Source organism: Marinoscillum luteum, assembly GCF_044005705.1.
Taxonomy (GTDB): Bacteria; Bacteroidota; Bacteroidia; order Cytophagales; family Cyclobacteriaceae; genus Marinoscillum; species Marinoscillum luteum.
The window spans coordinates 39146-63557 of record NZ_JBIPKE010000017.1 but is presented as its reverse complement, the minus strand read 5'-3'; the positions used below and the strand labels follow the sequence as shown (position 1 = coordinate 63557).

At 42.6% G+C, this 24412-nt stretch carries 36 protein-coding genes; all 36 read right to left on the bottom strand.

The features are described 5' to 3' along the window. Positions 1 to 107: 107 nt before the first annotated feature. Positions 108 to 1388: a phosphopyruvate hydratase gene (eno, locus tag ACHKAR_RS11435; protein ID WP_159585166.1), complete on the bottom strand. Its 1281-nt coding sequence runs from the start codon at positions 1386 to 1388 to the stop codon at positions 108 to 110. Next, positions 1385 to 2494 (bottom strand): glutamine-hydrolyzing carbamoyl-phosphate synthase small subunit, encoded by a 1110-nt coding sequence (gene carA / locus ACHKAR_RS11430; RefSeq protein WP_395417488.1) that lies wholly within the window; start codon positions 2492 to 2494, stop codon positions 1385 to 1387. The genes eno and carA overlap by 4 nt, the downstream gene beginning before the upstream one ends. Before the next feature lie 93 nt (positions 2495 to 2587). After that, positions 2588 to 3187, bottom strand: coding sequence for a 50S ribosomal protein L17 (rplQ, locus tag ACHKAR_RS11425; protein ID WP_395417487.1), 600 nt, complete (start codon positions 3185 to 3187; stop codon positions 2588 to 2590). Further along, positions 3187 to 4176 carry a DNA-directed RNA polymerase subunit alpha gene (locus ACHKAR_RS11420; RefSeq protein WP_159585169.1) on the bottom strand — a complete coding sequence of 330 codons (990 nt, stop codon included), beginning with the start codon at positions 4174 to 4176 and terminating at the stop codon, positions 3187 to 3189. The genes rplQ and ACHKAR_RS11420 overlap by 1 nt, the downstream gene beginning before the upstream one ends. Positions 4177 to 4203: 27 nt before the next feature. Continuing rightward, on the bottom strand, positions 4204 to 4806 hold the full coding sequence (gene rpsD, locus ACHKAR_RS11415) for a 30S ribosomal protein S4 (RefSeq protein WP_159585170.1): 603 nt from the start codon (positions 4804 to 4806) through the stop codon (positions 4204 to 4206). Positions 4807 to 4828: 22 nt separating this feature from the next. Then, on the bottom strand, positions 4829 to 5221 hold the full coding sequence (gene rpsK / locus ACHKAR_RS11410) for a 30S ribosomal protein S11 (protein ID WP_159585171.1): 393 nt from the start codon (positions 5219 to 5221) through the stop codon (positions 4829 to 4831). 9 nt (positions 5222 to 5230) lie between these two features. After that, positions 5231 to 5608 (bottom strand): 30S ribosomal protein S13, encoded by a 378-nt coding sequence (gene rpsM, locus ACHKAR_RS11405; RefSeq protein ID WP_159585172.1) that lies wholly within the window; start codon positions 5606 to 5608, stop codon positions 5231 to 5233. Between the two features lie 3 nt (positions 5609 to 5611). Next, a complete protein-coding gene (gene rpmJ, locus ACHKAR_RS11400) occupies positions 5612 to 5728 on the bottom strand; it encodes a 50S ribosomal protein L36 (RefSeq protein WP_009034194.1) in 117 nt (38 codons plus the stop codon). A gap of 5 nt (positions 5729 to 5733) precedes the next feature. Further along, the gene (gene infA / locus ACHKAR_RS11395) at positions 5734 to 5952 is read right to left on the bottom strand and encodes a translation initiation factor IF-1 (protein ID WP_159585173.1); all 219 of its coding nucleotides are present in this window, start codon (positions 5950 to 5952) and stop codon (positions 5734 to 5736) included. Continuing rightward, positions 5952 to 7274 (bottom strand): preprotein translocase subunit SecY, encoded by a 1323-nt coding sequence (gene secY / locus ACHKAR_RS11390; RefSeq protein ID WP_159585174.1) that lies wholly within the window; start codon positions 7272 to 7274, stop codon positions 5952 to 5954. The genes infA and secY overlap by 1 nt, the downstream gene beginning before the upstream one ends. 3 nt (positions 7275 to 7277) lie before the next feature. Further along, entirely contained in the window at positions 7278 to 7727 is a 450-nt protein-coding gene (rplO, locus tag ACHKAR_RS11385) for a 50S ribosomal protein L15 (protein WP_159585175.1), read from the bottom strand. Between the two features lies 1 nt (position 7728). Further along, a complete protein-coding gene (gene rpmD, locus ACHKAR_RS11380) occupies positions 7729 to 7908 on the bottom strand; it encodes a 50S ribosomal protein L30 (RefSeq protein WP_159585176.1) in 180 nt (59 codons plus the stop codon). Between the two features lie 4 nt (positions 7909 to 7912). Continuing rightward, positions 7913 to 8431 carry a 30S ribosomal protein S5 gene (gene rpsE, locus ACHKAR_RS11375; RefSeq protein ID WP_159585177.1) on the bottom strand — a complete coding sequence of 173 codons (519 nt, stop codon included), beginning with the start codon at positions 8429 to 8431 and terminating at the stop codon, positions 7913 to 7915. Positions 8432 to 8439: 8 nt separating this feature from the next. Then, positions 8440 to 8787 carry a 50S ribosomal protein L18 gene (rplR, locus tag ACHKAR_RS11370; RefSeq protein ID WP_159585178.1) on the bottom strand — a complete coding sequence of 116 codons (348 nt, stop codon included), beginning with the start codon at positions 8785 to 8787 and terminating at the stop codon, positions 8440 to 8442. Between the two features lie 8 nt (positions 8788 to 8795). Continuing rightward, a complete protein-coding gene (gene rplF, locus ACHKAR_RS11365) occupies positions 8796 to 9347 on the bottom strand; it encodes a 50S ribosomal protein L6 (RefSeq protein WP_159585179.1) in 552 nt (183 codons plus the stop codon). Positions 9348 to 9361: 14 nt separating this feature from the next. Continuing rightward, positions 9362 to 9760 (bottom strand): 30S ribosomal protein S8, encoded by a 399-nt coding sequence (rpsH, locus tag ACHKAR_RS11360; RefSeq protein ID WP_159585180.1) that lies wholly within the window; start codon positions 9758 to 9760, stop codon positions 9362 to 9364. Positions 9761 to 9845: 85 nt separating this feature from the next. Beyond that, positions 9846 to 10115 carry a 30S ribosomal protein S14 gene (gene rpsN / locus ACHKAR_RS11355; RefSeq protein ID WP_159585181.1) on the bottom strand — a complete coding sequence of 90 codons (270 nt, stop codon included), beginning with the start codon at positions 10113 to 10115 and terminating at the stop codon, positions 9846 to 9848. Between the two features lie 5 nt (positions 10116 to 10120). Beyond that, entirely contained in the window at positions 10121 to 10675 is a 555-nt protein-coding gene (rplE, locus tag ACHKAR_RS11350; protein ID WP_159585182.1) for a 50S ribosomal protein L5, read from the bottom strand. Beyond that, entirely contained in the window at positions 10668 to 11012 is a 345-nt protein-coding gene (rplX, locus tag ACHKAR_RS11345) for a 50S ribosomal protein L24 (protein ID WP_370519087.1), read from the bottom strand. Before rplX ends, rplE begins: the two co-directional genes overlap by 8 nt. After that, on the bottom strand, positions 11012 to 11380 hold the full coding sequence (gene rplN, locus ACHKAR_RS11340) for a 50S ribosomal protein L14 (RefSeq protein WP_159585183.1): 369 nt from the start codon (positions 11378 to 11380) through the stop codon (positions 11012 to 11014). Before rplN ends, rplX begins: the two co-directional genes overlap by 1 nt. Position 11381: 1 nt before the next feature. Next, on the bottom strand, positions 11382 to 11636 hold the full coding sequence (rpsQ, locus tag ACHKAR_RS11335) for a 30S ribosomal protein S17 (protein ID WP_159585184.1): 255 nt from the start codon (positions 11634 to 11636) through the stop codon (positions 11382 to 11384). 7 nt (positions 11637 to 11643) lie between these two features. Beyond that, positions 11644 to 11838: a 50S ribosomal protein L29 gene (rpmC, locus tag ACHKAR_RS11330; RefSeq protein ID WP_159585185.1), complete on the bottom strand. Its 195-nt coding sequence runs from the start codon at positions 11836 to 11838 to the stop codon at positions 11644 to 11646. Next, entirely contained in the window at positions 11835 to 12257 is a 423-nt protein-coding gene (gene rplP / locus ACHKAR_RS11325) for a 50S ribosomal protein L16 (protein ID WP_159585186.1), read from the bottom strand. The genes rpmC and rplP overlap by 4 nt, the downstream gene beginning before the upstream one ends. A gap of 21 nt (positions 12258 to 12278) precedes the next feature. After that, on the bottom strand, positions 12279 to 13040 hold the full coding sequence (gene rpsC / locus ACHKAR_RS11320; protein ID WP_159585187.1) for a 30S ribosomal protein S3: 762 nt from the start codon (positions 13038 to 13040) through the stop codon (positions 12279 to 12281). Further along, positions 13041 to 13400 carry a 50S ribosomal protein L22 gene (gene rplV / locus ACHKAR_RS11315; protein WP_370519088.1) on the bottom strand — a complete coding sequence of 120 codons (360 nt, stop codon included), beginning with the start codon at positions 13398 to 13400 and terminating at the stop codon, positions 13041 to 13043. 119 nt (positions 13401 to 13519) lie between these two features. Continuing rightward, positions 13520 to 13798, bottom strand: coding sequence for a 30S ribosomal protein S19 (rpsS, locus tag ACHKAR_RS11310; protein ID WP_159585189.1), 279 nt, complete (start codon positions 13796 to 13798; stop codon positions 13520 to 13522). Next, complete coding sequence (gene rplB, locus ACHKAR_RS11305; protein WP_159585190.1) at positions 13798 to 14619, bottom strand: 50S ribosomal protein L2; 822 nt, start codon at positions 14617 to 14619, stop codon at positions 13798 to 13800. The genes rpsS and rplB overlap by 1 nt, the downstream gene beginning before the upstream one ends. 13 nt (positions 14620 to 14632) lie before the next feature. Next, on the bottom strand, positions 14633 to 14920 hold the full coding sequence (gene rplW / locus ACHKAR_RS11300; protein WP_159585191.1) for a 50S ribosomal protein L23: 288 nt from the start codon (positions 14918 to 14920) through the stop codon (positions 14633 to 14635). 1 nt (position 14921) lies between these two features. Further along, the gene (gene rplD / locus ACHKAR_RS11295; RefSeq protein ID WP_159585192.1) at positions 14922 to 15548 is read right to left on the bottom strand and encodes a 50S ribosomal protein L4; all 627 of its coding nucleotides are present in this window, start codon (positions 15546 to 15548) and stop codon (positions 14922 to 14924) included. 2 nt (positions 15549 to 15550) lie between these two features. Continuing rightward, positions 15551 to 16183, bottom strand: a complete 633-nt coding sequence (rplC, locus tag ACHKAR_RS11290; RefSeq protein WP_159585193.1) for a 50S ribosomal protein L3 — start codon at positions 16181 to 16183, stop codon at positions 15551 to 15553. Between the two features lie 168 nt (positions 16184 to 16351). Further along, a complete protein-coding gene (gene rpsJ / locus ACHKAR_RS11285) occupies positions 16352 to 16657 on the bottom strand; it encodes a 30S ribosomal protein S10 (RefSeq protein ID WP_159585194.1) in 306 nt (101 codons plus the stop codon). A 12-nt stretch (positions 16658 to 16669) separates the two neighbouring features. Then, positions 16670 to 18775 carry an elongation factor G gene (fusA, locus tag ACHKAR_RS11280; RefSeq protein ID WP_159585195.1) on the bottom strand — a complete coding sequence of 702 codons (2106 nt, stop codon included), beginning with the start codon at positions 18773 to 18775 and terminating at the stop codon, positions 16670 to 16672. Positions 18776 to 18790: 15 nt separating this feature from the next. Next, the gene (rpsG, locus tag ACHKAR_RS11275; protein ID WP_159585196.1) at positions 18791 to 19258 is read right to left on the bottom strand and encodes a 30S ribosomal protein S7; all 468 of its coding nucleotides are present in this window, start codon (positions 19256 to 19258) and stop codon (positions 18791 to 18793) included. 10 nt (positions 19259 to 19268) lie between these two features. Beyond that, entirely contained in the window at positions 19269 to 19649 is a 381-nt protein-coding gene (gene rpsL, locus ACHKAR_RS11270) for a 30S ribosomal protein S12 (protein WP_159585197.1), read from the bottom strand. 97 nt (positions 19650 to 19746) lie between these two features. Beyond that, a complete protein-coding gene (locus ACHKAR_RS11265) occupies positions 19747 to 20082 on the bottom strand; it encodes a DUF3467 domain-containing protein (RefSeq protein WP_159585198.1) in 336 nt (111 codons plus the stop codon). 2 nt (positions 20083 to 20084) lie between these two features. Next, positions 20085 to 24389 carry a DNA-directed RNA polymerase subunit beta' gene (gene rpoC, locus ACHKAR_RS11260; protein WP_159585199.1) on the bottom strand — a complete coding sequence of 1435 codons (4305 nt, stop codon included), beginning with the start codon at positions 24387 to 24389 and terminating at the stop codon, positions 20085 to 20087. Positions 24390 to 24412: the final 23 nt, after the last annotated feature.

Here is a 24412-nt window from a genome sequence, read left to right as displayed (position 1 = left end):
TTAAAGATAAAAAAAAGAGCTGAATTCCATCCTTCATAAAGAACGGCAGTTCAACTCTTTTAGTTTTTGAATGTCAGAAAGGGGCTCAAAGGCCCACTCATCTATGTTTATTTAGCTGTTGGGTACTTGGCCATCTCGCCCAGTTCCTCTTCTATTCTCAACAACTGATTGTACTTAGCCATTCTGTCAGACCTTGACATAGATCCTGTTTTGATCTGGCCAGTGTTCAATGCCACGGAAATGTCAGCGATGGTGTTGTCTTCTGTCTCTCCTGATCTGTGAGAAACCACTGCAGTCCATCCGGCTTTATGAGCCATTTCAATTGCTGCGAAAGTTTCTGACAAAGTTCCAATCTGATTTACTTTAATCAGGATAGAATTGGCAGCCTTCTCCTTGATTCCTTTTTCAAGAAATTTCACATTGGTAACCAATAGATCATCACCTACCAACTGGCACTTGCTACCAATTTTCTCAGTGAGGAGTTTCCAGCCTTCCCAGTCGTTTTCATCACATCCATCCTCGATACTGTCGATTGGATACTTCTCTACCAAAGAGGCCAGGTAGTCTACCTGCTCAGCGCTGGTACGCACTTTACCGCTCTCTCCTTCAAACTTGGCGTAGTTGTATTTTCCACCTTCAAAAAACTCTGAAGAAGCACAGTCCATCGCAATAGTGATGTCTTTACCAGCCTTGTAACCAGCTTTATCAATCGCCTTCAATACAGCATCCAATGCTTCCTCTGTACCACCTGAGAAATTAGGTGCAAATCCACCCTCATCACCCACAGCAGTACTCAATCCTTTATCCTTAATGATGCTTTTCAGGTTGTGGAATACCTCAGCACCCATTCGCAAAGCTTCGCTGAAAGAAGGAGCTCCTACAGGTCGGATCATAAATTCCTGAAATGCAATCGGTGCATCCGAGTGCGATCCACCATTGATGATGTTCATCATAGGTACAGGAAGAACGTGTGCATTCACCCCTCCCAAATAACGATAAAGTGACTGCCCAGACTCCTCAGCTGCCGCTTTGGCTACAGCCAAAGAAACACCAAGGATAGCATTAGCTCCCAGCTTACTCTTGTTATGCGTGCCATCCAGCTCAATCATCACATCATCTATCAGCTTCTGCTCAAATACCGAGATGCCTACAATCTCAGGGGCAATGTGCTCATTCACATTTTCCACTGCCTTCAAAACACCTTTTCCCAAATACTTGGACTTATCCCCATCGCGTAACTCGACAGCCTCATGCTCGCCCGTAGATGCTCCAGAAGGAACAGCTGCACGGCCCATAAAACCATTTTCCGTATAGACGTCTACTTCCACCGTAGGATTACCTCTGGAGTCTAGAATCTGTCTTGCATGTACACTTTCAATAATACTCATGATTTCTGATCTTTAATTAGTTGTATAAAATCGTCAAATAGATAGGCAGAATCATGGGGTCCTGGGGATGATTCTGGATGATACTGCACGGAGAAAGCTGGCTTATTGACCAACCTTAGTCCTTCTACAGTATTATCATTTAGATCGAGATGGGTAAGTTCTGCTGTTGTTGAGTTTTTTAAAGAGTCCATGTTCACCGAAAAACCGTGATTCTGTGAAGTCACTTCGCTCTTTCCTGTTTGCAAATTTTTCACGGGATGGTTAAGTCCTCTGTGGCCATGGTGCATTTTAAAGGTATCTATATCCACCGCCCTGGCCAGAAGCTGATTGCCCAGACATATACCAAAAATGGGGTAATCTTTCGCCAATATGCCTTTCACAGTCTCCACGGCGTAGTCCATAGCCGCAGGATCTCCAGGGCCATTAGACAGAAAGTAACCGTCAGGGTTCCACGCTTCCATTTCAGAGAGGGTAGCATTCGCAGGAAATACCTTGCAATGACAATCACGCTCTACAAAATTCTTCAGAATGGATCTTTTGATCCCGAAATCCATGACGGCAATTCGCAAGCCTGTATTTTCCTGACCGACTTCATAAGGCGCTTTGGTGGTTACCACGCTGGAAAGCTCCAACGATTCCATGCTAGGCACCTCACTCAGCTTCGTTTTCAACGCATCCAGATCAAAAATCTCTGAGGTGATCACTGCATTCATGGCGCCCTTGGTGCGAATATGTCTTACCAACATTCTTGTATCCACATCTGTGATACCAACAGTGTTGTGCTTTTCCAGATATTCATGGAGACCTTCAGAAGCTGTCTTGCGGCTATATTGATGGGTGAAGTCATTCACCACCAATCCCTTGATCATCGGGTGCGCAGACTCATCTTCATCTACATGAACTCCATAGTTTCCTATGTGTGGTGTGGTATTCACAATGATCTGACCGTAGTAGGAAGGATCTGTGTAGATCTCCTGATAACCGGTCATTCCTGTGTTAAAACATATTTCGCCTCCGGAAGTACCGGTTTTCCCTATCGAATATCCTTCAAAGAGAGAACCGTCCTCTAATAGCAGGAGGGCTTTTTTTCTTTCTGGTTGCTTCATGGCTTGCAAAAATAAGAAATTATCGTTCACAAATCAGACATAAAAAAAGGGATTAGGTCAACACCCAATCCCTTTTATATCTCTTAACTTAAGTTATTCACTTTTCTCTTTTTCTTCTGTGTCATCAGAAGCCTCGTTAGAAGGCTCTTCTTGAGTAGACTCAGCAGCAGCTTCCTCGATCACCTCTTCTGCTACCGCAGCTTCGGCCACCGGCTCCTCTACCACTACTGCTTCTTCTACAGCCGCAGCTTCAACAGACTCTCCACCTTTCTTACCTCCTCTTCTTGATCTTCTGGTCTTAGCTTTTGCAGCATCAGAGTCCTGAAGCAACAACTCGTTGAAGTCTACCAGCTCCATCATGCACATCTCTGCATTATCACCCAGTCTGATACCGGTTTTGATGATTCTGGTGTATCCACCCGGTCTTGAAGAAATCTTCTCTGCAATAGGGCCGAAAAGCTCCTGTACAGATACTTTATCCTGTAGGTATGAAAAAGCAATCCTTCTGGAGTGAGTAGTATCGGTCTTTGCTTTTGTGATCAAAGGCTCCACATACTTTCTCAAAGCTTTTGCTTTCGCTACAGTGGTGTTGATTCGCTTATGCAGAATCAAGGAAGAAGCCATATTCGACAACATCGCCTTTCTGTGAGATGCTGTTCTTCCAAGATGATTAAATTTCTTTCCGTGTCTCATTATTCTTCTTCCAATTTATATTTCGAAAGATCCATACCAAAAGTTAGTCCTTTGTCAGCCACAAGCTGCTCTAGTTCCGCCAGGGATTTCTTTCCGAAATTCCTAAACTTCATCATATCAGATATTTCAAGATTCACCAAATCTCCTAATGTTCTCACATCTGCAGCTTTCAAGCAATTGTATGCTCTTACTGACAGATCAAGGTCATTAAGTGATGTTTTCAACAACTTCCTCATGTGAAGCAGCTCTTCATCGACCTGCTCAGGCTCTCCCTGCTCCTGAGATTCCAGGATCATGTTCTGATCAGAGAAAAGCATGAAGTGCTTAATAAGAATATTAGCGGCACCTTTCAAAGCATTCTCTGGATGTATAGAACCATCGGTCTCAATATCAAGAATCAACTGCTCATAGTCAGTTTTCTGCTCTACCCTTGTGTTCTCTACACTATACTTTACATTCTTAATAGGCGTAAAGATAGAGTCGATCGCAATGTATCCGAAGTTCTGATCAGCAGGTTTGTTATCATCAGCAGCCACATAGCCTCTTCCCTTTTCTACGCTGATTTCAATTTCGAACTGAGCTTTTTCGTCAAGATTACAAATCACCAAATCCGGGTTAAGGATTTCGAATGAAGTGGTACCCTTAGCAATGTCTCCAGCAGTGAACTGTCTTGTATTAGAAACAGATACAGTGATTGTAGTATCAGCTACATCTGAGATTTTCTTAAATCTTACCATTTTAAGATTCAGGATGATTTCGCTGACATCTTCCACTACCCCTTCGATAGTAGAAAACTCATGCAAAACTCCAGGTATCTTAATGGCGGTGATCGCGTAACCCTCCAAAGATGAGAGAAGTATTCTTCTCAAGGCATTACCTACTGTAACGCCGTAGCCCTTTTCGAGAGGTTTGAAGGTGAACAAGCCGTGAAAATCATCGGCCTTCTCCATCACCACTTTCTCCGGCATTTGAAATGCTAGAATTGACATATTCTTTTCTTTATTTATTGAAAAATCTTACTTAGAGTACAATTCAACGATCAACTGCTCCTTGATGTTCTCTGGTATCTCTTCTCTGGTTGGAGAATTCAAAAACTTCCCTACCATGCCAGAGGCATCCCACTCCAGCCAAGAGTATCTTTTGGCATTGCCAGAAAGACTATCAGATATGGCTTCAAGTGATTTTGACTTCTCTCTTACTCCGATAAGATCACCTTCTTTCAGTGTGAATGAAGGAATGTTTACGATATCACCATTCACGGTAATATGCTTATGACCTACTAGCTGACGAGCTGCTCTTCTTGTAGGAGCAATGCCCAATCTGAATACTGTGTTATCCAAACGCGCCTCAAGGAGTTGCAAAAGGATCTCACCAGTAATTCCACTTTTACGTGAAGCTTTTTCGAAAATATTAGAGAATTGCTTCTCCAACACTCCGTAGGTATATTTTGCCTTCTGCTTTTCAGCAAGCTGAATTGCGTATTCAGACTGCTTTCTTCTTCTACCTCTACCGTGCTGTCCAGGAGGATAGTTCTTCTTCTGCAAAGCCTTGCTGGCTCCGAAGATAGGTTCTCCGAACTTCCTAGATATTTTTGTTTTAGGCCCTGTATATCTTGCCATTTTATCCCAGTATTTTTAGCTATTAAACTCTTCTTCTTTTCGGTGGACGACATCCGTTGTGAGGCATCGGCGTAACATCCTTAATGATAGTTACTTCAATACCACTGTTCTGGATGGTTCTGATTGCGGACTCTCTACCTGCACCTGGTCCCTTTACAAAGACCTCAACCTTCCTAAGTCCCTGCTCGTAAGCTTTAGCTGAACAGTCCTGGGCTGCAACCTGCGCTGCATATGGAGTGTTCTTCTTAGAACCTTTAAAACCCATTTTACCGGCCGAAGCCCAAGAGATCACTTGTCCCTGACCGTTGGTCAAAGAAATAATGATGTTGTTAAAAGTAGCCTGGATGTGGGCCTGACCCAATGCATCTACTGCTACTACTCTCTTTTTTGCCTTATCTTTTCTTTTCTGAGCCATGTCTATTGATTACTTAACAGCCTTCTTCTTGTTAGCTACAGTTTTACGTTTACCTTTTCTTGTTCGGGCATTGTTTTTAGTCTTTTGACCCCTCACAGGAAGACCTTTTCTATGCCTAAGTCCACGGTAGCATCCAATATCCAACAAGCGCTTAATGTTAAGCTGCACTTCTGATTTCAATACACCCTCCACTTTGAAATTTTCAGCAATGATCGTTCTGATGGCACCTGACTCATCATCGTTCCAATCCTGAACTTTCTTGTTTGGATCTACACCAGCCTCGGCCAAAATACCTTGTGCCGAACTCTTTCCGATTCCAAAAATATAGGTAAGAGCAATCTCACCTCTTTTATTGTCGGGTATATCAACTCCTGCAATTCTAGCCATTTCTTATCCTTGTCTTTGTTTAAACTTAGGGTTCTTCTTATTGATCACATAAAGCTTTCCTTTTCTTCGGATCACTTTGCAATCAACGCTACGCTTCTTTATGGATGCTTTAACTTTCATAATTTCTATTTATAGCGATATACTATTCTTCCTTTAGTCAAATCGTATGGTGACATCTCAAGCTTCACCTTGTCTCCAGGTAAAATCTTGATATAGTTCATTCTCATTTTACCTGAAATATGTGCGATCAATTGATGGCCATTTTCAAGCTCTACTCTAAACATTGCATTTGATAATGCCTCAACAATAGTACCGTCCTGCTCTATGGATGATTGCTTTGCCATTATGCTACTGCCGTATTTTGAGTTCGTCCTTTCACTCTACCTGACTTCATCATTCCTTCGTAATGTCTCATCAAGAGATAGCTCTCTATTTGCTGCAAAGTATCAAGGATCACCCCTACCATAATCAACAGGGAGGTACCTCCATAAAACTGAGCAAAAGTAGTGCTCACACCTGCCATCATGGCAAAAGCCGGCAAGATAGCGATCACTGCAAGGAATACTGAACCCGGCAAAGTGATACGGGTCAATACATTATCTATAAAGTCTGAAGTCTGTTTACCTGGCTTAATACCAGGAACAAAGCCTCCGTTCCTCTTCATGTCATCGGCTATCTGATTAGGATTAATCGTAATAGCTGTGTAGAAGAATGTAAACAATATGATCAAAGTGGCAAACAACAGGTTGTATTGCCAGGATTGAATATCTGAGAAAGTAGTACCAATGTACTGTGCAATGTCGCTATCCTGACTCCATATACCTGCCAAAAGAGCTGGCAAAAACATCAGCGACTGAGCGAAAATGATTGGCATAACTCCTGATGAGTTCACCTTCAAAGGAATATACTGACGCTGTCCGCCGTATACCTTGTTCCCCACCACTTGCTTGGCATACTGAACAGGAATCCTTCTGGTTGCCTGCACAAGTGCCACTGTAGCCATTACTACCAGGAATAACGCAACCAATTCTAAGATAGAAAGCAGTGCTCCTGGCAATCCTTTTACTTCTACCACCTCATACCATAGAGATGCAGGAAGTCTTGATATAATACCTATCATGATCAGCATGGAAATACCATTACCGATACCTTTGTCGGTGATTTTTTCACCCAACCACATACAAAATATTGTACCGGCTGTCAGAATCACCATTGAAGAGATTTGAAACAAAAACTGATTCTCTAAAACAATCGCTTCAGAAGGAATAGTTGCTGTTAAATATCCGATAGATTGTGCCAGACAGATAAATATGGTAAGAACTCTGGTAATTTGGCTGATCTTCTTACGTCCACTATCTCCCTCTTTTTGAAGCTTCTGAAAATAAGGAACAGCCACAGTCATCAGCTGCAACACGATGGATGCAGAAATGTATGGCATAATACCCAATCCGAAAACTGAAGCTCTACTAAAAGCTCCTCCAAGGAAGGTGTTTAAGAGTCCAAAAATACCACCTGCATCACCAGTAAGTTGAGCAGGGTCCACACCAGGAAGAACCACAAAAGATCCTAATCGGAAAATAATCAAGAATCCAATAGTATTCAGAATTCTAATCCGCAGTTCCTCAATGGAAAAAATGTTCTTTATCGTCTGTATAAACTTCTTCATCTATTATTTTTCTACAGATGCAGTACCACCGGCCTTCTCAATAGCTTCTTGAGCTGTTTTGGAAAACTTATGGGCCTTAACCGTCAATTTAGCTTTCAACTCACCTCTTCCCAACACTTTAATTTTATCGCTCTTTTGAGCCAGTCCGTTCTCTCTAAGTATTTCAGGAGTGATCTCGGTCAACTTCTTTGCTTCACTAAGTGCCTGCAAATCATCCAGATTGAGCGGCTTCATTACGATCTTGTTGTTATTCTTGAAGCCAAACTTAGGCACTCGTCTTTGAAGTGGCATCTGACCACCTTCAAAACCGATTTTTCGAGAATAACCAGAACGTGACTGAGCTCCTTTGTGACCTCTGGTGGCAGTACCACCTTTTCCGGAACCCTGACCCCTTGCAATCTTCTTTCTATTTTTAGTAGCCCCACTAGCAGGCTTAAGTGATTCTAATTTCATCTTAAAGCTCTTTTACTTCGATTAAATGCTGAACCTTATTTATCATACCAGAAATCTGTGGAGTCAATTCCTTCTCTACACTTCTGTTGATTTTGCCTAAACCCAAAGCCTGGATAGTCCTCTTCTGACGTTGTGGACGCTTCACAATACTTCTGGTCTGTGTAATTATTACTTTAGCCATTTTCTTAACCGTTAAAGACTTTATCTAACGTAACTCCTCTTTGTTTTGCTACTGCATAAGGATCTCTCATCCTGTTCAAGGCATCAAATGTAGCCTTTACCACGTTGTGTGGGTTAGATGACCCTTTGGACTTAGCCAATACATCATGGATCCCAGCACTCTCCAAAACAGCACGCATCGCACCACCAGCAATTACTCCTGTACCAGGAGCTGCAGGCTTAAGTAATACCAAACCGCCACCGAATTTACCAATAGCTTCGTGAGGTACTGTGGTTTTGAACAAAGGAACCCTTACGAGATTTTTCTTTGCATCGTCCACTCCTTTTGTAATGGCGTCAGTCACCTCGTTTGCTTTACCAAGACCGTATCCCACTACACCACTACCATCACCTACAACTACGATTGCTGAAAAGCTGAATCTTCGACCACCTTTTACAACCTTAGCTACTCGCTTGATAGCAACCACCTTCTCTTTAAGGTCGATTTCGCTGGCTTTTACTGCTTTTATATTACTTTGTGACATAATCTTATTTAAAATTTAAGCCCACCTTCACGTGCTCCTTCGGCAAACGCCTTCACTTTACCATGGTATGGGTAACCGTTTCTGTCGAAGATTACACTCTGAATGCCAGCAGCACTTGCCTTCTCAGCGAGCTTCTTTCCAACCTCTTTGGATACCTCTACGTTAATTTGCTCTTTGCCCAGTTCAAGAGATGATGCGTAGGCCAATGTAACCCCTTTCACATCGTCAATGATCTGACCATAAATAGCCTTGTTGCTTCTGAAGACAGACACCCTTGGTCTGGTGCCAGTACCGCTGATTTTCCTACGGATACCGAGCTTAATTCTCTTTCTTCTCTCTAGTTTAGTTACGGCCATCTTATTTATTATTTAGAAGCGGTTTTACCAGCTTTTCTTCTTACTATTTCACCAACAAACCTGATACCTTTTCCTTTGTAAGGCTCTACCTTTCTTAAGGATTTGATCTTTGCAGCTACCTGACCAACCAATTGCTTATCGATACCCTCTACCGTTACCTTAGGGTTTTGACCCTTAGCAGTTTCAGCTCCTACGTTGATTTCACCTGGTACGGCAAGGAAAATATTATGTGAATAACCAAGGTTCAATTCAAGAATATTATCTTGTACTGCGGCTTTATACCCTACACCCACAAGCTCCAACTCTCTTTTATAACCTTCAGATACACCCACCACCATGTTGTTGATTAGTGATCTGTAAAGTCCGTGCATAGCTTTATGACGCTTCTGCTCAGTAGGTCTTTCTACAGTTAATGTATCTCCTTCAATATTCACCTTCATATCCGGGTGAATTTCTTGCTTCAACTCTCCCTTAGGACCTTTCACTGTTACCACGGTTTTGTCCACGGTAATGCTGATTCCTGCAGGTATTGAAATGGGTGCTTTGCCTATCCTTGACATTTTAAATCAATTTTTTAATATACGTAACACAGCACTTCGCCTCCGACATGCTCTTTTCTGGCTTCTTTATCTGAAAGCACACCTTTTGAAGTAGACAAAATGGCTATTCCCAGGCCATTTAGTACTCTTGGAAGGTTTTCTGCATCAGCATATTTTCTTAAACCAGGCTTACTTATCCTTTCCAGGCTAGTAATTGCAGACTGTTTAGTCTGAGGGTTATACTTCAAAGCGATCTTGATGATCCCTTGCTTATCATCATCCTCAAACTTGTAGTTCTGGATGAACCCTTTCTCGTGCAAAACCTTTGTTACTTCCTTCTTCAAATTAGAAGCAGGTATCACTAAAATGCGATGGTTTGCTTTTATCGCATTTCTGATCCTTGTTAAGTAATCTGCAATCGGATCTGTTACCATTATCTTTATACAATTAAATACCCCGAAAACGGGGTGCAAAATTAAATGAATATTTTTAAAAATCTAAGCTAAGACGAAATAAAGATTACCAGCTAGCTTTTGTCACTCCAGGGATCTTGCCATCATTGGCCATTTCTCTGAAGGTAACCCTGGAAATACCAAACTTCCTCATGTAACCTTTAGGTCTTCCGGTAAGCTTACATCTGTTGTGTAATCTTACTTTAGACGAGTTTCTTGGAAGTTTATCCAATGCTTCATAATCACCAGCTTCTTTCAAAGCTGCACGCTTATTTGCATATCGAGCTACTAGCTTCTCTCTTTTTCTTTCTCTTGCTTTTATCGATTCTTTAGCCATGTCTTTTATTTTTTACCCGCTACAAACGGCATTCCGAATGCTTTGAGTAGTGCTAAACTTTCTTCATCAGTCTCTGCGGTGGTCACAAACGTGATGTCCATACCGGTGATTCTGTTAATCTTATCAATACTGATCTCAGGGAAGATGATCTGCTCTTCGATACCAAGGCTATAGTTACCGTGGCCATCAAATCCCTTTTGCTTAATGCCTTTGAAGTCACGAACACGTGGCAGGGCCACTGTCATGAGTCTGTCAAGAAACTCATACATTTTGTCTCCTCTTAGGGTGACACGAGCTCCGATAGGCATACCTTCTCTCAACTTAAAGTTCGAGATAGAAAGTTTAGCAACAGTAGGTACCGCTTTCTGTCCTGTGATGGTGGTTAGTTCTTCAACCCCCACATCCACAAGCTTTTTATCAGCAACAGCGGCTCCAATTCCTTTATTCACAGAGATTTTAACAAGCTTAGGTACTTGCATCACTGACTTGTATTGAAACTTTTCTTTCAATGCAGGTGCAATCTCTTGGATATACTTTTCTTTTAATCTAGGTCTAGCCATTAGTGATAAATTCTCCTGTTTTTTTAGAATATCTCTGCAATTTTCCACTCTCGTTGAGCTTCCTGCCAGATCGAGTAGCCTCTCCGGTAGCAGGATCTACTACCATAAGATTACTCATGTGCACTGGAGCCTCAGTTTGCTCTCTTCCACCCTCAGGAGAAGTAGCAGAAGGCTTCTTGTGCTTGGTCACGATGTTGACACCTTCAACAATCGCTCTGTATTTTTCTGATATGACCTCCAGGACCTTACCAGTTTTATCCTTATCGTTTCCAGCCAATACCTTTACGGTATCGCCTTTTCTGATGTGAAACTTATTTGCTTTGTGGTTATTCATCATTAAAGTACTTCAGGTGCTAATGACACAATTCTCATGTACTGACGCTCTCTCAACTCTCTAGCCACAGGACCGAAGATACGGGTACCTCTAGGCTCATTGTTGGCATTGAGAAGAACTGCAGCATTATCTTCAAAACGGATGTAAGATCCGTCTTTTCTTCTTACCTCTTTTTTGGTTCGAACGATCACAGCTTTAGAAACTGTCCCTTTCTTTAAACTACTGGAAGAGATCGCTGATTTTACAGTCACAACAATAGTATCTCCCACTGAGGCGTAACGTTTCCCCGTGCCTCCTAAAACTCTGATACAAAGTACTTCCTTTGCACCACTGTTATCTGCTACATTTAGCCTTGATTCCTGCTGTATCATTTTACTTAGCTCGTTCGAGTATTTCTACTAATCTCCACCTTTTGTTCTTGCTCAGCGGACGAGTTTCCATGATGCGTACGGTATCACCGATATTGCAATCATTGTTCTCATCATGCGCAGAAAATTTTGTCGTTTTTCGGATAAACTTACCGTAGATAGGATGTTTTACCTTTCTATCTACTTTGATGGTAATGGTCTTCTGCATTTTATTGCTCACCACTTGTCCGACACGCTCTTTTCGCAAATTTCTTTCCATCGATGCGTTATTTACTTATTTCTTTGGCTGTTATTTCTGTTTGAATCCTCGCCACCAGCTTTCTGCTTTCTCTGATCTTCATAGGATTCTCGATCGGCGTGATGCTGTGGGCAAATTTCAATTTGCCATAATTATCTTTCTCAGCAACGAGCTTATTTTTAAGCTCATCCAGGCTCAAACCTCTTAGTTCTGAATTTTTCATTCTCCAGTATAGTCTCTTCTTACAACAAATTTAGTTTTGATCGGAAGCTTCTGCTGTGCCAATCTCAACGCTTCTTTCGCCAGCTCAGTAGATATACCTGATGCTTCGAATATGATGGTACCTGGCTTAACTACAGCTACCCAATATTCCGGTGCTCCTTTACCTTTACCCATCCTCACCTCTGCAGGCTTCTTGGTGATCGGCTTGTCTGGGAAAATCCTGATCCAAACCTGACCTTCTCTCTTCATCGCTCTAGTAACCGCGATACGTGAGGCCTCAATCTGTCTGGAGGTAATCCATCCGGCTTCCATTGATTTTATTCCGAAGTTTCCGAAAGACAATCTATGACCTCTCTGAGCTATACCTTTAACCCGGCCCTTCTGCTTTTTTCTAAATTTGGTTCTCTTTGGCTGTAACATTTCTACTTAGCGTTTATGAGATTATTTGCGATCACGTCTCCTCTTAGGGCCTTCATTGGCTCCACCTCTTCTTCTTCTTGGTCCTCCTGGCTGTCCTGGTGCGTTGCTATTGCCACCACCTGTACTTGCCTGGCCCACATTCGGAGAAAGGTCTCTCTTACCGAATACTTCTCCTTTGAAGATCCATACTTTTATACCGATTTTACCGTATACAGTAGCTGCTTCAGAGATCGCATAGTCTATATCAGCTCTAAGTGTATGCAAAGGAATTCTACCTTCTTTATACTGCTCAGAACGTGCCATCTCAGCTCCTCCAAGACGACCAGACACCTTTACCTTAATTCCCTGAGCTCCTACTCGCATTGCAGAGGCTATAGCCTGCTTCATCGCTCTTCTGTAAGAGATTCTCGCCTGTAACTGCTGAGCAATTGACTCACCCACCAACTTGGCATCCAACTCAGGTCTTTTGATTTCAAAAATATTGATCTGAAGGTCTTTCCCAGTCAGCTTCTTGAGCTCTTCTTTGATTTTGTCCACTTCAGATCCACCTTTACCAATCACCACGCCCGGACGAGCAGTGTGTACAGTAAGAGTAATTCTTTTAAGCGTACGCTCAATAATGACTTTAGAAATACCACCCTTAGGAATACGGGCACTGATGTACTCTCTGATTTTGTGGTCTTCAACGATTTTATCGGAAAAATCTTTGCCGCCAAACCACGCAGAATCCCATCCTTTAACGATTCCTAATCTGAATCCAACTGGATTTACCTTCTGTCCCATTTATTTAGTTTCTTTTTCTTCAGACTGATTACTCTCATTTACATCACTCACGATAATGGTGATATGATTAGATCTTTTTCTAATCCTGTGCGCCCGTCCCTGAGGAGCTGGTCGCAATCTCTTTAGCATCCGGCCTCCGTCTACAAACACTTCCTTCACCACTAGCTCGGCGTCTTCAATATTCACATCCCCATTACTGGCTTGCCAATCAGCGATAGCTGTCATGAGCAATTTCTCCATCGTAAGGGAAGCATGCTTATTGTCAAATTTCAAAAGGTTGAGGGCCACATTAACTTTCTGGCCTCTGATCATGTCCGCGATCAACCTCATCTTACGAGGTGATGTTGGTACATTTTTCAAAGAAGATTTTACAGCGCCTAACTTGCCAGCGTTTTCTTCTTTGTGCTTCTTGATCGCTTCCTTTTGAAGACGAATCCTGACTGATTTCTTAACTTTCTTTTCTGCAGTTTCCATCTTTATTATCTTCTACCTTTATCTTTTTTAGCAATATGGCCTCTAAAGTTTCTGGTAGGAGCAAACTCACCAAGCTTGTGTCCCACCATGTTTTCAGTGACGAAAACAGGGATAAACTTATTACCATTATGTACTGCGAATGTCTGACCAACAAAATCCGGCGAGATCATCGATCTCCGAGACCATGTTTTGATGACTGATTTTTTTCCAGACTCATTCATGGCGTCTACCTTCTTCTCAAGTCTGAAGTCTATATAAGGTCCTTTTTTTAGTGATCTTGCCATTATTTTCTCTTAGTTATAATCAGCTTATCAGAATATTTATTCGGCTTTCTTGTTTTCTTTCCTTTGGTATAGAGTCCGTTTCTGGATCTCGGGTGACCACCAGATGATCTACCTTCACCACCACCCATCGGGTGATCTACAGGGTTCATTACCACCCCTCTTACTCTAGGTCTTCTACCTTTCCATCTGTTTCTACCAGCCTTACCCAAGCGCACATTCATGTGATCATTGTTTGAAACAATCCCGATAGTCGCATAGCAAGTGATCAAAACCATTCTCATCTCCCCGGAAGGAAGCTTCAACGTGGCGTATTTACCTTCTCTGGCTACTAGCTGCGCATAAGTACCTGCACTCCTTGTAATAGCTCCACCCTTACCAGGCTTCAGCTCTATATTATGTACGATAGTACCAAGTGGAATATCAGATAGTGGCAATGCATTACCTACTTCAGGAGGTACGCCAGGTCCTGAGATAATCTCAGTGCCAACCTCAAGATTTGCAGGAGCAATGATGTATCTCTTCTCCCCGTCAGCGTAGAAAAGCAAGGCTATTCTAGCAGTTCTTCCCGGATCGTATTCAATTGCCTTAACTGTAGCAGGAATCCCCTCTTTATCTCTCTTGAAATCAATGGTTCTAAGCTTCTGCTTATGTCCTCCTCCTACGTTTCTTATCGTCATCCGACCCTGATTGTTTCTACCTCCCTTTTTTCCTTTGGAGGTTAGAAGAGACTTCTCAGGAGTAGTTTTGGTAATCTTATCGAAAACCGGTGCTACTCTAAATCTCTGTCCGGGTGTAACGGGTCTAAGTTTCTTAACAGCCATCTATCTGTTTATTTTATATTCCGCTATAAAAATCAATGATATCACCATCAGCTACCTTCACAATAGCTCTCTTCTGAGATGGTGTCTTTCCTTCAATCACTCCAGACTTTGAATACCTGGATTTTGATTTTCCGGGGTGAACCATAGTGTTTACACTTTCTACTGTAACACCGTAGGTTTTTTCCACCTCTTTCTTAATTTGAACCTTGTTGGCCTTTTTGTCCACCACAAAGCCGTATTTTCCGTGCTCGTTGAGGGCTGAAGCCTTCTCAGTTACCAAAGGTTTTATTAATACTCCCATCTCAGTTTAATGTATTTTGAATTACCTCTACTGAACTCTCCAACAGCACTACCAACTCAGCGTTCACCAAGTCATAAGTGCTTATCTCGTTGGCTGTAGATACCTTAGTATTCTTCAGGTTGCGAGATGATAAGAACACGTTCTTATTTGCTTCACTCAGTATGAGCAATGATTTCTTATTGTTCAACTCCAGGTTAGCAAGAATGCCAGCAAATTCCTGAGTCTTTGGATTCTCAAATGAGAAATCTTCCAATATTTTGATTTGCTTGTCTTTCGCTTTTGAAGAGAAAGCAGACTTCTTAGCCAAGTGCTTTACTTTCTTATTCAACTTAAAGCTATAGTCTCTTGGCTCAGGACCAAACATGGTACCACCACCTCTGAAAACAGGTGACTTGATACTACCCGCTCTGGCCGTTCCTGTACCCTTCTGCTTCTTTATCTTTCTAGTAGATCCGGAGATCTCATTTCTAGTCTTTACTTTGTGAGTACCTTGCCTCTGGTTCGCCAAATACTGCTTCACCTCAAGGTAGACAGCATGTTGATTTGGTTCGATACCAAACACATCCTTGCTCAGGGTTACTTCCCTTCCGGTATCTTCTCCTTTGATATTGAAAACTGACAGTTTCATCTTTATTTCTCTAGTATTAGATAAGAATTCTTAGCACCAGGTACTGGTCCACTGACAAGCACAAGGTTTTTCTCAGGATAAATCTTCACCACCTTAAGGTTCATTACTTTCACCCTGTCTCCACCTGTTCTACCAGCCATTTTAAGACCTTTAAACACTCTGGATGGGAACGAGCATGCTCCGATAGACCCAGGCGCTCTAAGTCTGTTATGCTGACCGTGAGTGGCTTGTCCTACCCCACCGAAACCGTGTCTCTTAACAACACCCTGGAAGCCCTTACCTTTAGATGTACCAACAACATCCACAAAGTCCTGCTCTACGAACACGTCTTCGATCTTGATGGTATTTCCAAGCTTCACCTTATCGTCAAACTCAGCTCTGAAATCTCTGAATTCAAACAACTTACTTTTAGGAGTCGTCTTGGCCTTTGCAAAATGTCCTTTCAATGCTTTAGGTGTATTCTTTTCCTTGCGCTCACCATAAGCCAATTGAACTGCACGATATCCGTCAGACTCTTTATCTTTTACTTGTGTCACTACACAAGGACCAGCTTCAATGAGCGTACAGGCAAGATTCTTACCCTCCTCATTGTAAACGCTAGTCATCCCGATTTTTCTACCAATTATTCCAGGCATTTTGCTTAATATTTATTCTTTTACCGTTTCCGGATAAACTTTTCGTAAAAAGGACTGCAAAGATAGCAATTCCATGATCCGAACAAAAGATTTAATTCAATTTTTGAGACAAAAAAAGAACCAATAACACCACAGCTATTGGTTCTTCTTCTTTTACTATAAAAGTAACTATACCTTAATCTCTACGTCAACTCCACTAGGAAGCTCAAGCTTCATTAATGCATCCACAGTCTTAGCACTGTTAGAGTAAATATCTACCAGTCTTTTGTAGGTACAAAGCTGAAACTGCTCACGAGCCTTCTTGTTCACGTGGGGCGATCTCAAAACTGTAAACTTCTCTTTCACAGTTGGCAAGGGAATCGGTCCGCTTACCACAGCTCCTGTAGTCTTTACAGCGCGCACTATCTTTTCAGAGGACTTATCCACCAAATTGTGATCGTACGATTTCAGTTTTATTCTAATTTTTTGGTTCATGATCTGTGTTAATTAAACCGCTTCTCCTTTTGTCTTTTTGATAACTGCATCTGCAATACCAGCAGGCACCTGAGCATAATGAGCAAAGGTGAGTGACGCTGTGGCCCTACCCGAACTCATCGTTCTAAGGTCAGTAACATATCCAAAGAGTTCTGACAGAGGTACATCCGCCTTCACAACCTGTGAAGTACCTTTTGTATCCATTCCTTTCATCATTCCTCTTCTTCTATTCAAATCGCCTGTGATGGATCCTGTGTACTCATCTGGCGTCACTGCATCTACAGCCATGATAGGCTCAAGAAGAGCAGGCTTAGCCTTGCTCGCTGCGGCTCTGAAACCGGCTCTTGCAGCCAATTCAAAAGATAGTGCATCGGAATCCACATCGTGGAAAGAACCATGGAAAAGTCTTACCTTCATAGAATCCAGAGGGAAACCGGCCAAAGGACCGTTTTTCATAGCTTCCTTAAATCCTTTTTCAATCGCCGGGATGAATTCTCTAGGAATCACACCACCTACAATGTCATTCTGAAACTGTAGACCTTCACCAGTGAAGTCTTCATCCACAGGCCCTAGTTCGAATACGATATCTGCAAACTTACCTCGACCACCAGTTTGTTTCTTATAAACCTCCTTGTGCTCAACAGTAGTATTGATCGCCTCCTTGTAAGCCACCTGAGGAGCTCCCTGATTGATCTCTACTTTAAACTCTCTCTTAAGTCTATCGATGATGATATCAAGGTGAAGCTCACCCATTCCTCTCAGGATGGTCTGACCAGTCTCCTGATCCGTCTCCACCTGCAAGGTAGGATCCTCTTCTACCAACTTAGAGATCGCCATTCCCAACTTATCTACATCCGCCTGTTGTTTAGGCTCAATAGCATAACCAATAACTGGTTCTGGGAATACCATTGACTCCAATATGATTTGATGCTTCTCATCACAAAGGGTGTCACCGGTCTTAATATCTTTAAACCCAACTACCGCTCCAATATCTCCACAATGCAAGGCATCAATTTGATTCTGCTTATTAGCATGCATCTGGAAAATACGGGAGATACGCTCCTTCTTATCCGTACGCATGTTGTGAACATATGAACCTGAATTAAGCAATCCTGAATAGGATCTGATAAAACACAATCTGCCCACAAATGGATCGGTAGCAATTTTGAAAGCTAGCGCAGCAAATGGCTCGCTCTCAGAAGGCTTTCTTGAAATCTTCTCTTCTGTGTCCGGATCTGTTCCGGTAATGTTGTCTCTATCAAGCGGTGAAGGAAGTAATTCCATCACATAGTTGAGCATCGTTTGTACTCCTTTGTTCTTGAAAGCAGAACCACAAAGCATTGGCACAAAGGCCAGGTCAATAGTAGCGGCACGAAGTGCAGCTATAATTTCGTCTTCAGTAATGGACTCTGGATCTTCGAAATACTTCTCAAGAAGGGTCTCATCATAGTCTGCAACTGCCTCCAGAAGCGCTTGTCTGTACTCAGCCACCTCATCCAACATGTCTTCAGGAATCGGCACCTCACTCCAAGTCATTCCAAAGTCTTCTTCGTTCCAAACCATCCCTGTGTTTGAAACCAAATCAACAACACCCTGGAATTTATCCTCTGATCCGATTGGCAATTGCAACGGAACTGCTTTGGTTCCAAGCATCTCCTTCACCTGTCGACAAACATTCAAAAAGTCTGCACCCTGTCGGTCCATCTTATTGACGAATCCAATTCGAGCTACTTTGTAATTGTCAGCAAGTCTCCAGTTAGTCTCCGACTGTGGCTCTACACCATCTACCGCACTAAAAAGGAATACCAAACCATCCAATACTCTCAAAGACCTGTTCACCTCAACGGTGAAATCCACGTGACCCGGAGTATCAATAATATTAATATGGTAATCGTCGTTCTTATATTTCCAGAATACAGTGGTAGCTGCAGAGGTAATAGTAATACCTCGCTCTTGCTCCTGCTCCATCCAGTCCATGGTAGCCGCTCCATCATGAACCTCACCAATCTTGTGAGTTACCCCAGTATAAAACAGGATACGTTCAGTTGTAGTGGTCTTACCCGCATCAATGTGCGCAGCGATACCTATATTCCTTGTGTATTTTAAATCTCTAGCCATTAGTGATTTTGATTTTTAGAATCTGAAATGTGAGAACGCCTTGTTAGCCTCGGCCATTCTGTGAGTATCGTCCTTCTTTTTGATAGAAGCACCCTCACCTTTCGATGCAGCAATAATTTCACCTGCCAAACGCTCCATCATCGTCTTCTCTCCTCTAAGTCTGGCGTATTTGATCATCCATTTGATACCCAAAGAAAGTTTCCTTTCGGGACGAACCTCAATCGGCACCTGGAAAGTAGCCCCACCCACTCGTCGGCTTTTTACTTCCACACCTGGGCAAACATTATTCAATGCAGTTTTCCAAGTCTCAATTCCATTCTCTTTGGTTTTGGATTCAACTAATTTGATGGCATCGTAGAAAATAGAATAGGCTATACTCTTCTTCCCACTCAACATGAGGTTATTAACAAATTTAGTCACCAAGGTATCCTGATAAATAGGATCAGGAAGGATGTACCTCTTCTTTGGCTTAGCTTTTCTCATTTCTCAGATTTTACTTTTTATCCTTAGGCCTTTTAGCTCCGTATTTAGATCTTCTTTGTGTTCGCCCATTCACTCCGGCAGTATCCAAAGCTCCACGAATAATGTGATATCTCACACCAGGTAAATCCTTCACCCTTCCACCTCGTATAAGCACGATAGAGTGTTCCTGCAAGTTATGACCCTCGCCAGGGATATAGGCATTTACTTCTTTTCCGTTAGTTAGTCTAACTCTGGCTACTTTTCTCATGGCAGAGTTAGGCTTCTTAGGCGTGGTAGTATACACTCTTGTGCACACCCCCCTTCGCTGTGGACATGAATCCAGAGCAGGAGACTTTGATTTAGAAGTTAACTTCTTTCTGCCTTTTCTTACTAATTGCTGAATAGTTGGCATTATGCTTTATTTCTTATTATCCAAATTTTTTGGGAACGCAAAGATAGAAATAGTTGGTATTATATCACAATCCAAATGCGAATTATCGTAGAGAATTTTATGCTTCTCCCATAGTTCCTCCGAAATTCATTGGAAACTTTGGTGTTTCTTCCACACTTTTGATGTCTCCATATGAGCTTTCGAACTTATTGATATTGTCTTCCAGGGCCTTTAAGAGGCGTTTTGCATGTTCGGGAGTAATCACAATTCGTGACTTCACCTTTGCCTTTGGCACACCCGGCATGAGCCGAATAAAATCGATGACAAACTCACTACTAGAGTGAGCTATCATCGCCAAATTTGCATAAACGCCCTCGGCTGTTTCCTCGGACAATTCAATATTGATTTGATTGGACGGCTTATTGCCTCCCTTTTTTTCATCTTTAGGATCCATACTTAAGACTCCAGTTCTTTTGAATTCGCAAACTGTTCTTTAGCTGCTACCAGATTTTCATAATCCTCGTTAGAGGTTACTATGTGGTTCAGGAAGTTTCTGTTTCCGGTTCCTGCTGGAATCAGATGTCCTACAATCACATTCTCCTTAAGTCCGCTCAAGTAATCTGCTTTACCTCTAATAGAGGCCTCACTAAGTACCTTGGTTGTCTCCTGGAATGAAGCCGCAGAGATGAAACTTTCGGTTCCAAGCGAAGCTTGGGTAATCCCCTGAAGAATAGGCTTAGAAACGGCTGCCTCGGCATTTCGTACCTCAACAATCTTCATGTCCCTTCTTTTCAGGTTAGAATTCTCATCACGCAGCTTTCTGCTGGTAATGATCATCCCTGCTTTCAAGGTTTCTGAATCTCCTGGATCCATAACCACCTTCTTGTCAAGGATATTATCATTTTCCTCCATGAAAGCGAATCTATCAACCGATTGATTGGTCAAGAAGCTAGTGTCACCGGCATCGATGATAATAACCTTTTGCATCATCTGTCTCACGATTACCTCAATGTGCTTATCGTTGATTTTCACACCCTGGAGTCTGTATACTTCCTGAATTTCATTCACGAGGTATTCCTGAACTGCTGTAGGTCCGCTAATCGATAAGATATCGGCTGGTGTAATCGCTCCGTCTGAGAGTGCATCACCTGCACGGATAAAGTCATTATCCTGTACAAGGATGTGCTTAGACAAAGGCACGAGATATCTCTTCTTCACGCCATCTTTTGACTCGATGAAGATCTCACGATTACCACGCTTGATCCCTCCATAAGTCACCACTCCATCGATTTCACTTACTACTGCCGGATTAGATGGGTTTCGTGCTTCGAAAAGCTCTGTAACCCTAGGAAGACCCCCGGTGATGTCTCTCGACTTACCTGTTTTTCTAGGAATCTTAGCCAATACCTGACCCGCTTTGATCTTATCACCAATATCCACAGCAAGGTGAGCGCCCACTGGTATGTTATACCCTTTGGACTCATCCTTACCCGCGACCACAACAGCCGGGTTCTTGGTTTTATCTTTAGTATCTATAATTACTTTCTCTCTGTGTCCTGTCTGCTCGTCAGACTCCTCTTTGTAGGTCACGCCCTCAATGATGGAATCAAACTCTGCCTTACCATCAAACTCCGCCATGATCACGGCATTGTATGGATCCCAGTTACAGATTTCGTCACCCTTGGCAATCTTATCTCCATCACTTACTTTCAGGATGGCACCATAAGGCACATGGTTTGTAATCAATACTCTTTCCTTCTTATTGTCAAGGATCTTGATCTCTCCAGAACGGCCCATCACCTTCTTCACCTTGTTGCCTTCTTCATCTTCAGAATCCACAGTTCGCAGCTCATCATACTCGATAAATCCATCAAACTTAGCTTTGATGTTGGCATCCACCGCAATGTTCGAGGCAGTACCCCCAACGTGGAAAGTTCTCAAGGTAAGCTGAGTACCAGGCTCTCCAATAGACTGTGCAGCAATAACACCCACAGACTCACCCATATTGGCCATACGACCACTTGCCAGGTTACGTCCATAACATTTTGCACACACACCTTGCTTAGTCTCACAAGTCAATACAGACCTGATTTCAACTTCTTCGATGCTTGTTTCGTCAATTTTTACAGCCACTTCCTCAGTGATCTCCGCTCCAGACTCAACGATGAGTTCTTCGGTAATCGGATCATAGATATCGTGTACTGAAACCCTACCAAGGATTCTTTCGAAAAGTGATTCGACTATCTCCTCATTGTCTTTCAATGCCTGTACTGACAAGCCTCTCAAAGTACCGCAATCTTCTTCGTTCACAACCATGTCCTGTGCCACATCCACCAATCGTCTGGTGAGGTAACCAGCATCCGCTGTTTTCAAAGCCGTATCCGCAAGACCTTTTCTCGCACCGTGAGTAGAGATGAAGTACTCAATTACATCCAGTCCTTCTTTGAAGTTAGAAAGAATAGGGTTTTCGATGATCTCACCTACAGAACCCTGAAGATTCTTTTGAGGCTTGGCCATCAGTCCTCTCATTCCCCCCAACTGACGAATCTGCTCTCTTGAACCTCGGGCTCCAGAGTGCATCATCATGTAGATAGAGTTGAATCCCTGATCATCTTCTTCCAACTGCTGCATCAGCGTGTTAGTCAGCAATGTGTTCGTTCTCGTCCAGATATCAATTACCTGATTGTAACGCTCATTGTCTGTGATCAGACCCATCAAATAGTTATTCCATACAGCTTCCACTTCCTCTTTGGCCTGCGCCACGAGTGCTTCTTTTTCTGCTGGAATCTGAATGTTATCAAGACCCATTGACAGTCCACCTTTGTAGGCTGTCTGGAATCCTAATTCCTTAATATCATCAAGGAAATGAGCTGTCTTAGCCATTCCTGTGATTTTGAATACAGTAGATATAATCTTCTGTAGTTTTTTCTTAGTAAGAAGTTCATCCACGAAACCAACCTCTTCTGGTACGTGCAAATTGAACAATACTCGTCCTGCCACCGTCTCAATGACCTTGGTCTCAAGCTCGCCATTCTCATTTCTCACTTTTGTTCTTACTTTCACGTAAGCATGCTGAGAAACTTTGCCTTCATTGATGGCAATGATCACTTCCTCTGCACTGTAGAAAGAAAGTCCTTCACCAATTACCGGCTTTTCAGGAGTGCTTCTTCGTCCCTTGGTGATATAATAGAGTCCCAATACCATGTCCTGTGAAGGCACCGCAATAGGAGCTCCATTGGCAGGGTTTAGAATATTGTGGGAAGAAAGCATCAACAATGACGCTTCCAAAACCGCCTCGTGTCCAAGTGGAACGTGAACAGCCATCTGGTCACCGTCAAAATCGGCGTTGAATGCTGTACAAACCAGAGGGTGTAGCTGAATCGCTTTTCCTTCAATCAACTTAGGCTGGAAAGCCTGAATACCCAACCTGTGAAGTGTAGGAGCCCGGTTAAGAAGAACAGGGTGCCCTTTCAATACATTCTCCAGGATATCCCAAACTACCGGATCCTTTCTGTCAACTATCTTCTTAGCGGACTTCACGGTCTTTACAATACCTCTCTCGATCAGCTTTCTGATCACAAAAGGCTTGAAAAGCTCAGCGGCCATATCCTTAGGAAGACCACACTCGTGCATTTTCAGCTCCGGTCCAACCACAATTACCGAACGCCCAGAGTAGTCAACCCTTTTACCCAACAGGTTTTGACGGAATCGACCTTGCTTTCCTTTGAGCATATCACTCAAAGACTTCAGCGCTCTGTTTCCATCAGACCTTACAGCATTCACCTTTCTAGAGTTATCAAACAGTGAATCCACAGCTTCCTGAAGCATCCTCTTCTCATTTCTAAGGATTACTTCTGGTGCTTTGATGTCGATCAATCTCTTCAGACGATTGTTACGGATAATTACCCTTCTGTAAAGGTCGTTCAAATCCGAGGTAGCAAATCTTCCACCATCAAGAGGTACCAAAGGACGTAGCTCTGGTGGTATCACCGGAACCATTTTAATGATCATCCATTCTGGCTTATTCTCAATTCTGGTTTTGGCATCTCTGAAGGCTTCAACCACCCTTAGTCTCTTAAGTGCCTCAGCTTTTCTTTGCTGTGAGGTATCAGTAGCTGCCTGATGACGAAGCTGATAAGAAAGCTCGTCAAGTTCAATTCTCGACAAAAGCATTTCCAAAGCCTCAGCACCCATTTTTGCAATGAACTTCTGAGGATCATCATCATCCAGCAGTTGATTTTCTCGTGGAAGTTTATCCAGAATATCGAGATACTCCTCTTCTGTAAGGAAATCCATCTCATTGATTCCATCTTCCTCTTTGATACCTGACTGGATCACTACATATCGCTCGTAGTATATGATTTGATCCAGCTTCTTCGTAGGAAGACCCAGGAGATAACCTATTTTGTTAGGAAGTGATCGGAAATACCAGATATGTGCAACAGGTACCACCAATTCGATATGACCCATTCGCTCTCTACGGACCTTCTTCTCCGTCACCTCTACTCCACAACGGTCGCAAATAATTCCTTTGTATCGGATTCGCTTATATTTTCCACAATGACATTCCCAGTCTTTAACGGGACCAAAGATTCGCTCGCAGAACAATCCACCCATTTCAGGCTTGTAGGTTCTGTAGTTAATCGTTTCAGGCTGAGTAACTTCACCATGCGAGCTTTCTAAAATCGACTCTGGTGATGCCAGACTAATCGTTACTTTAGAAAAATCGTTAGACAGTTTTTTATTTTTTCTGAACGCCATAATTAAATGATCTATGTATAGCC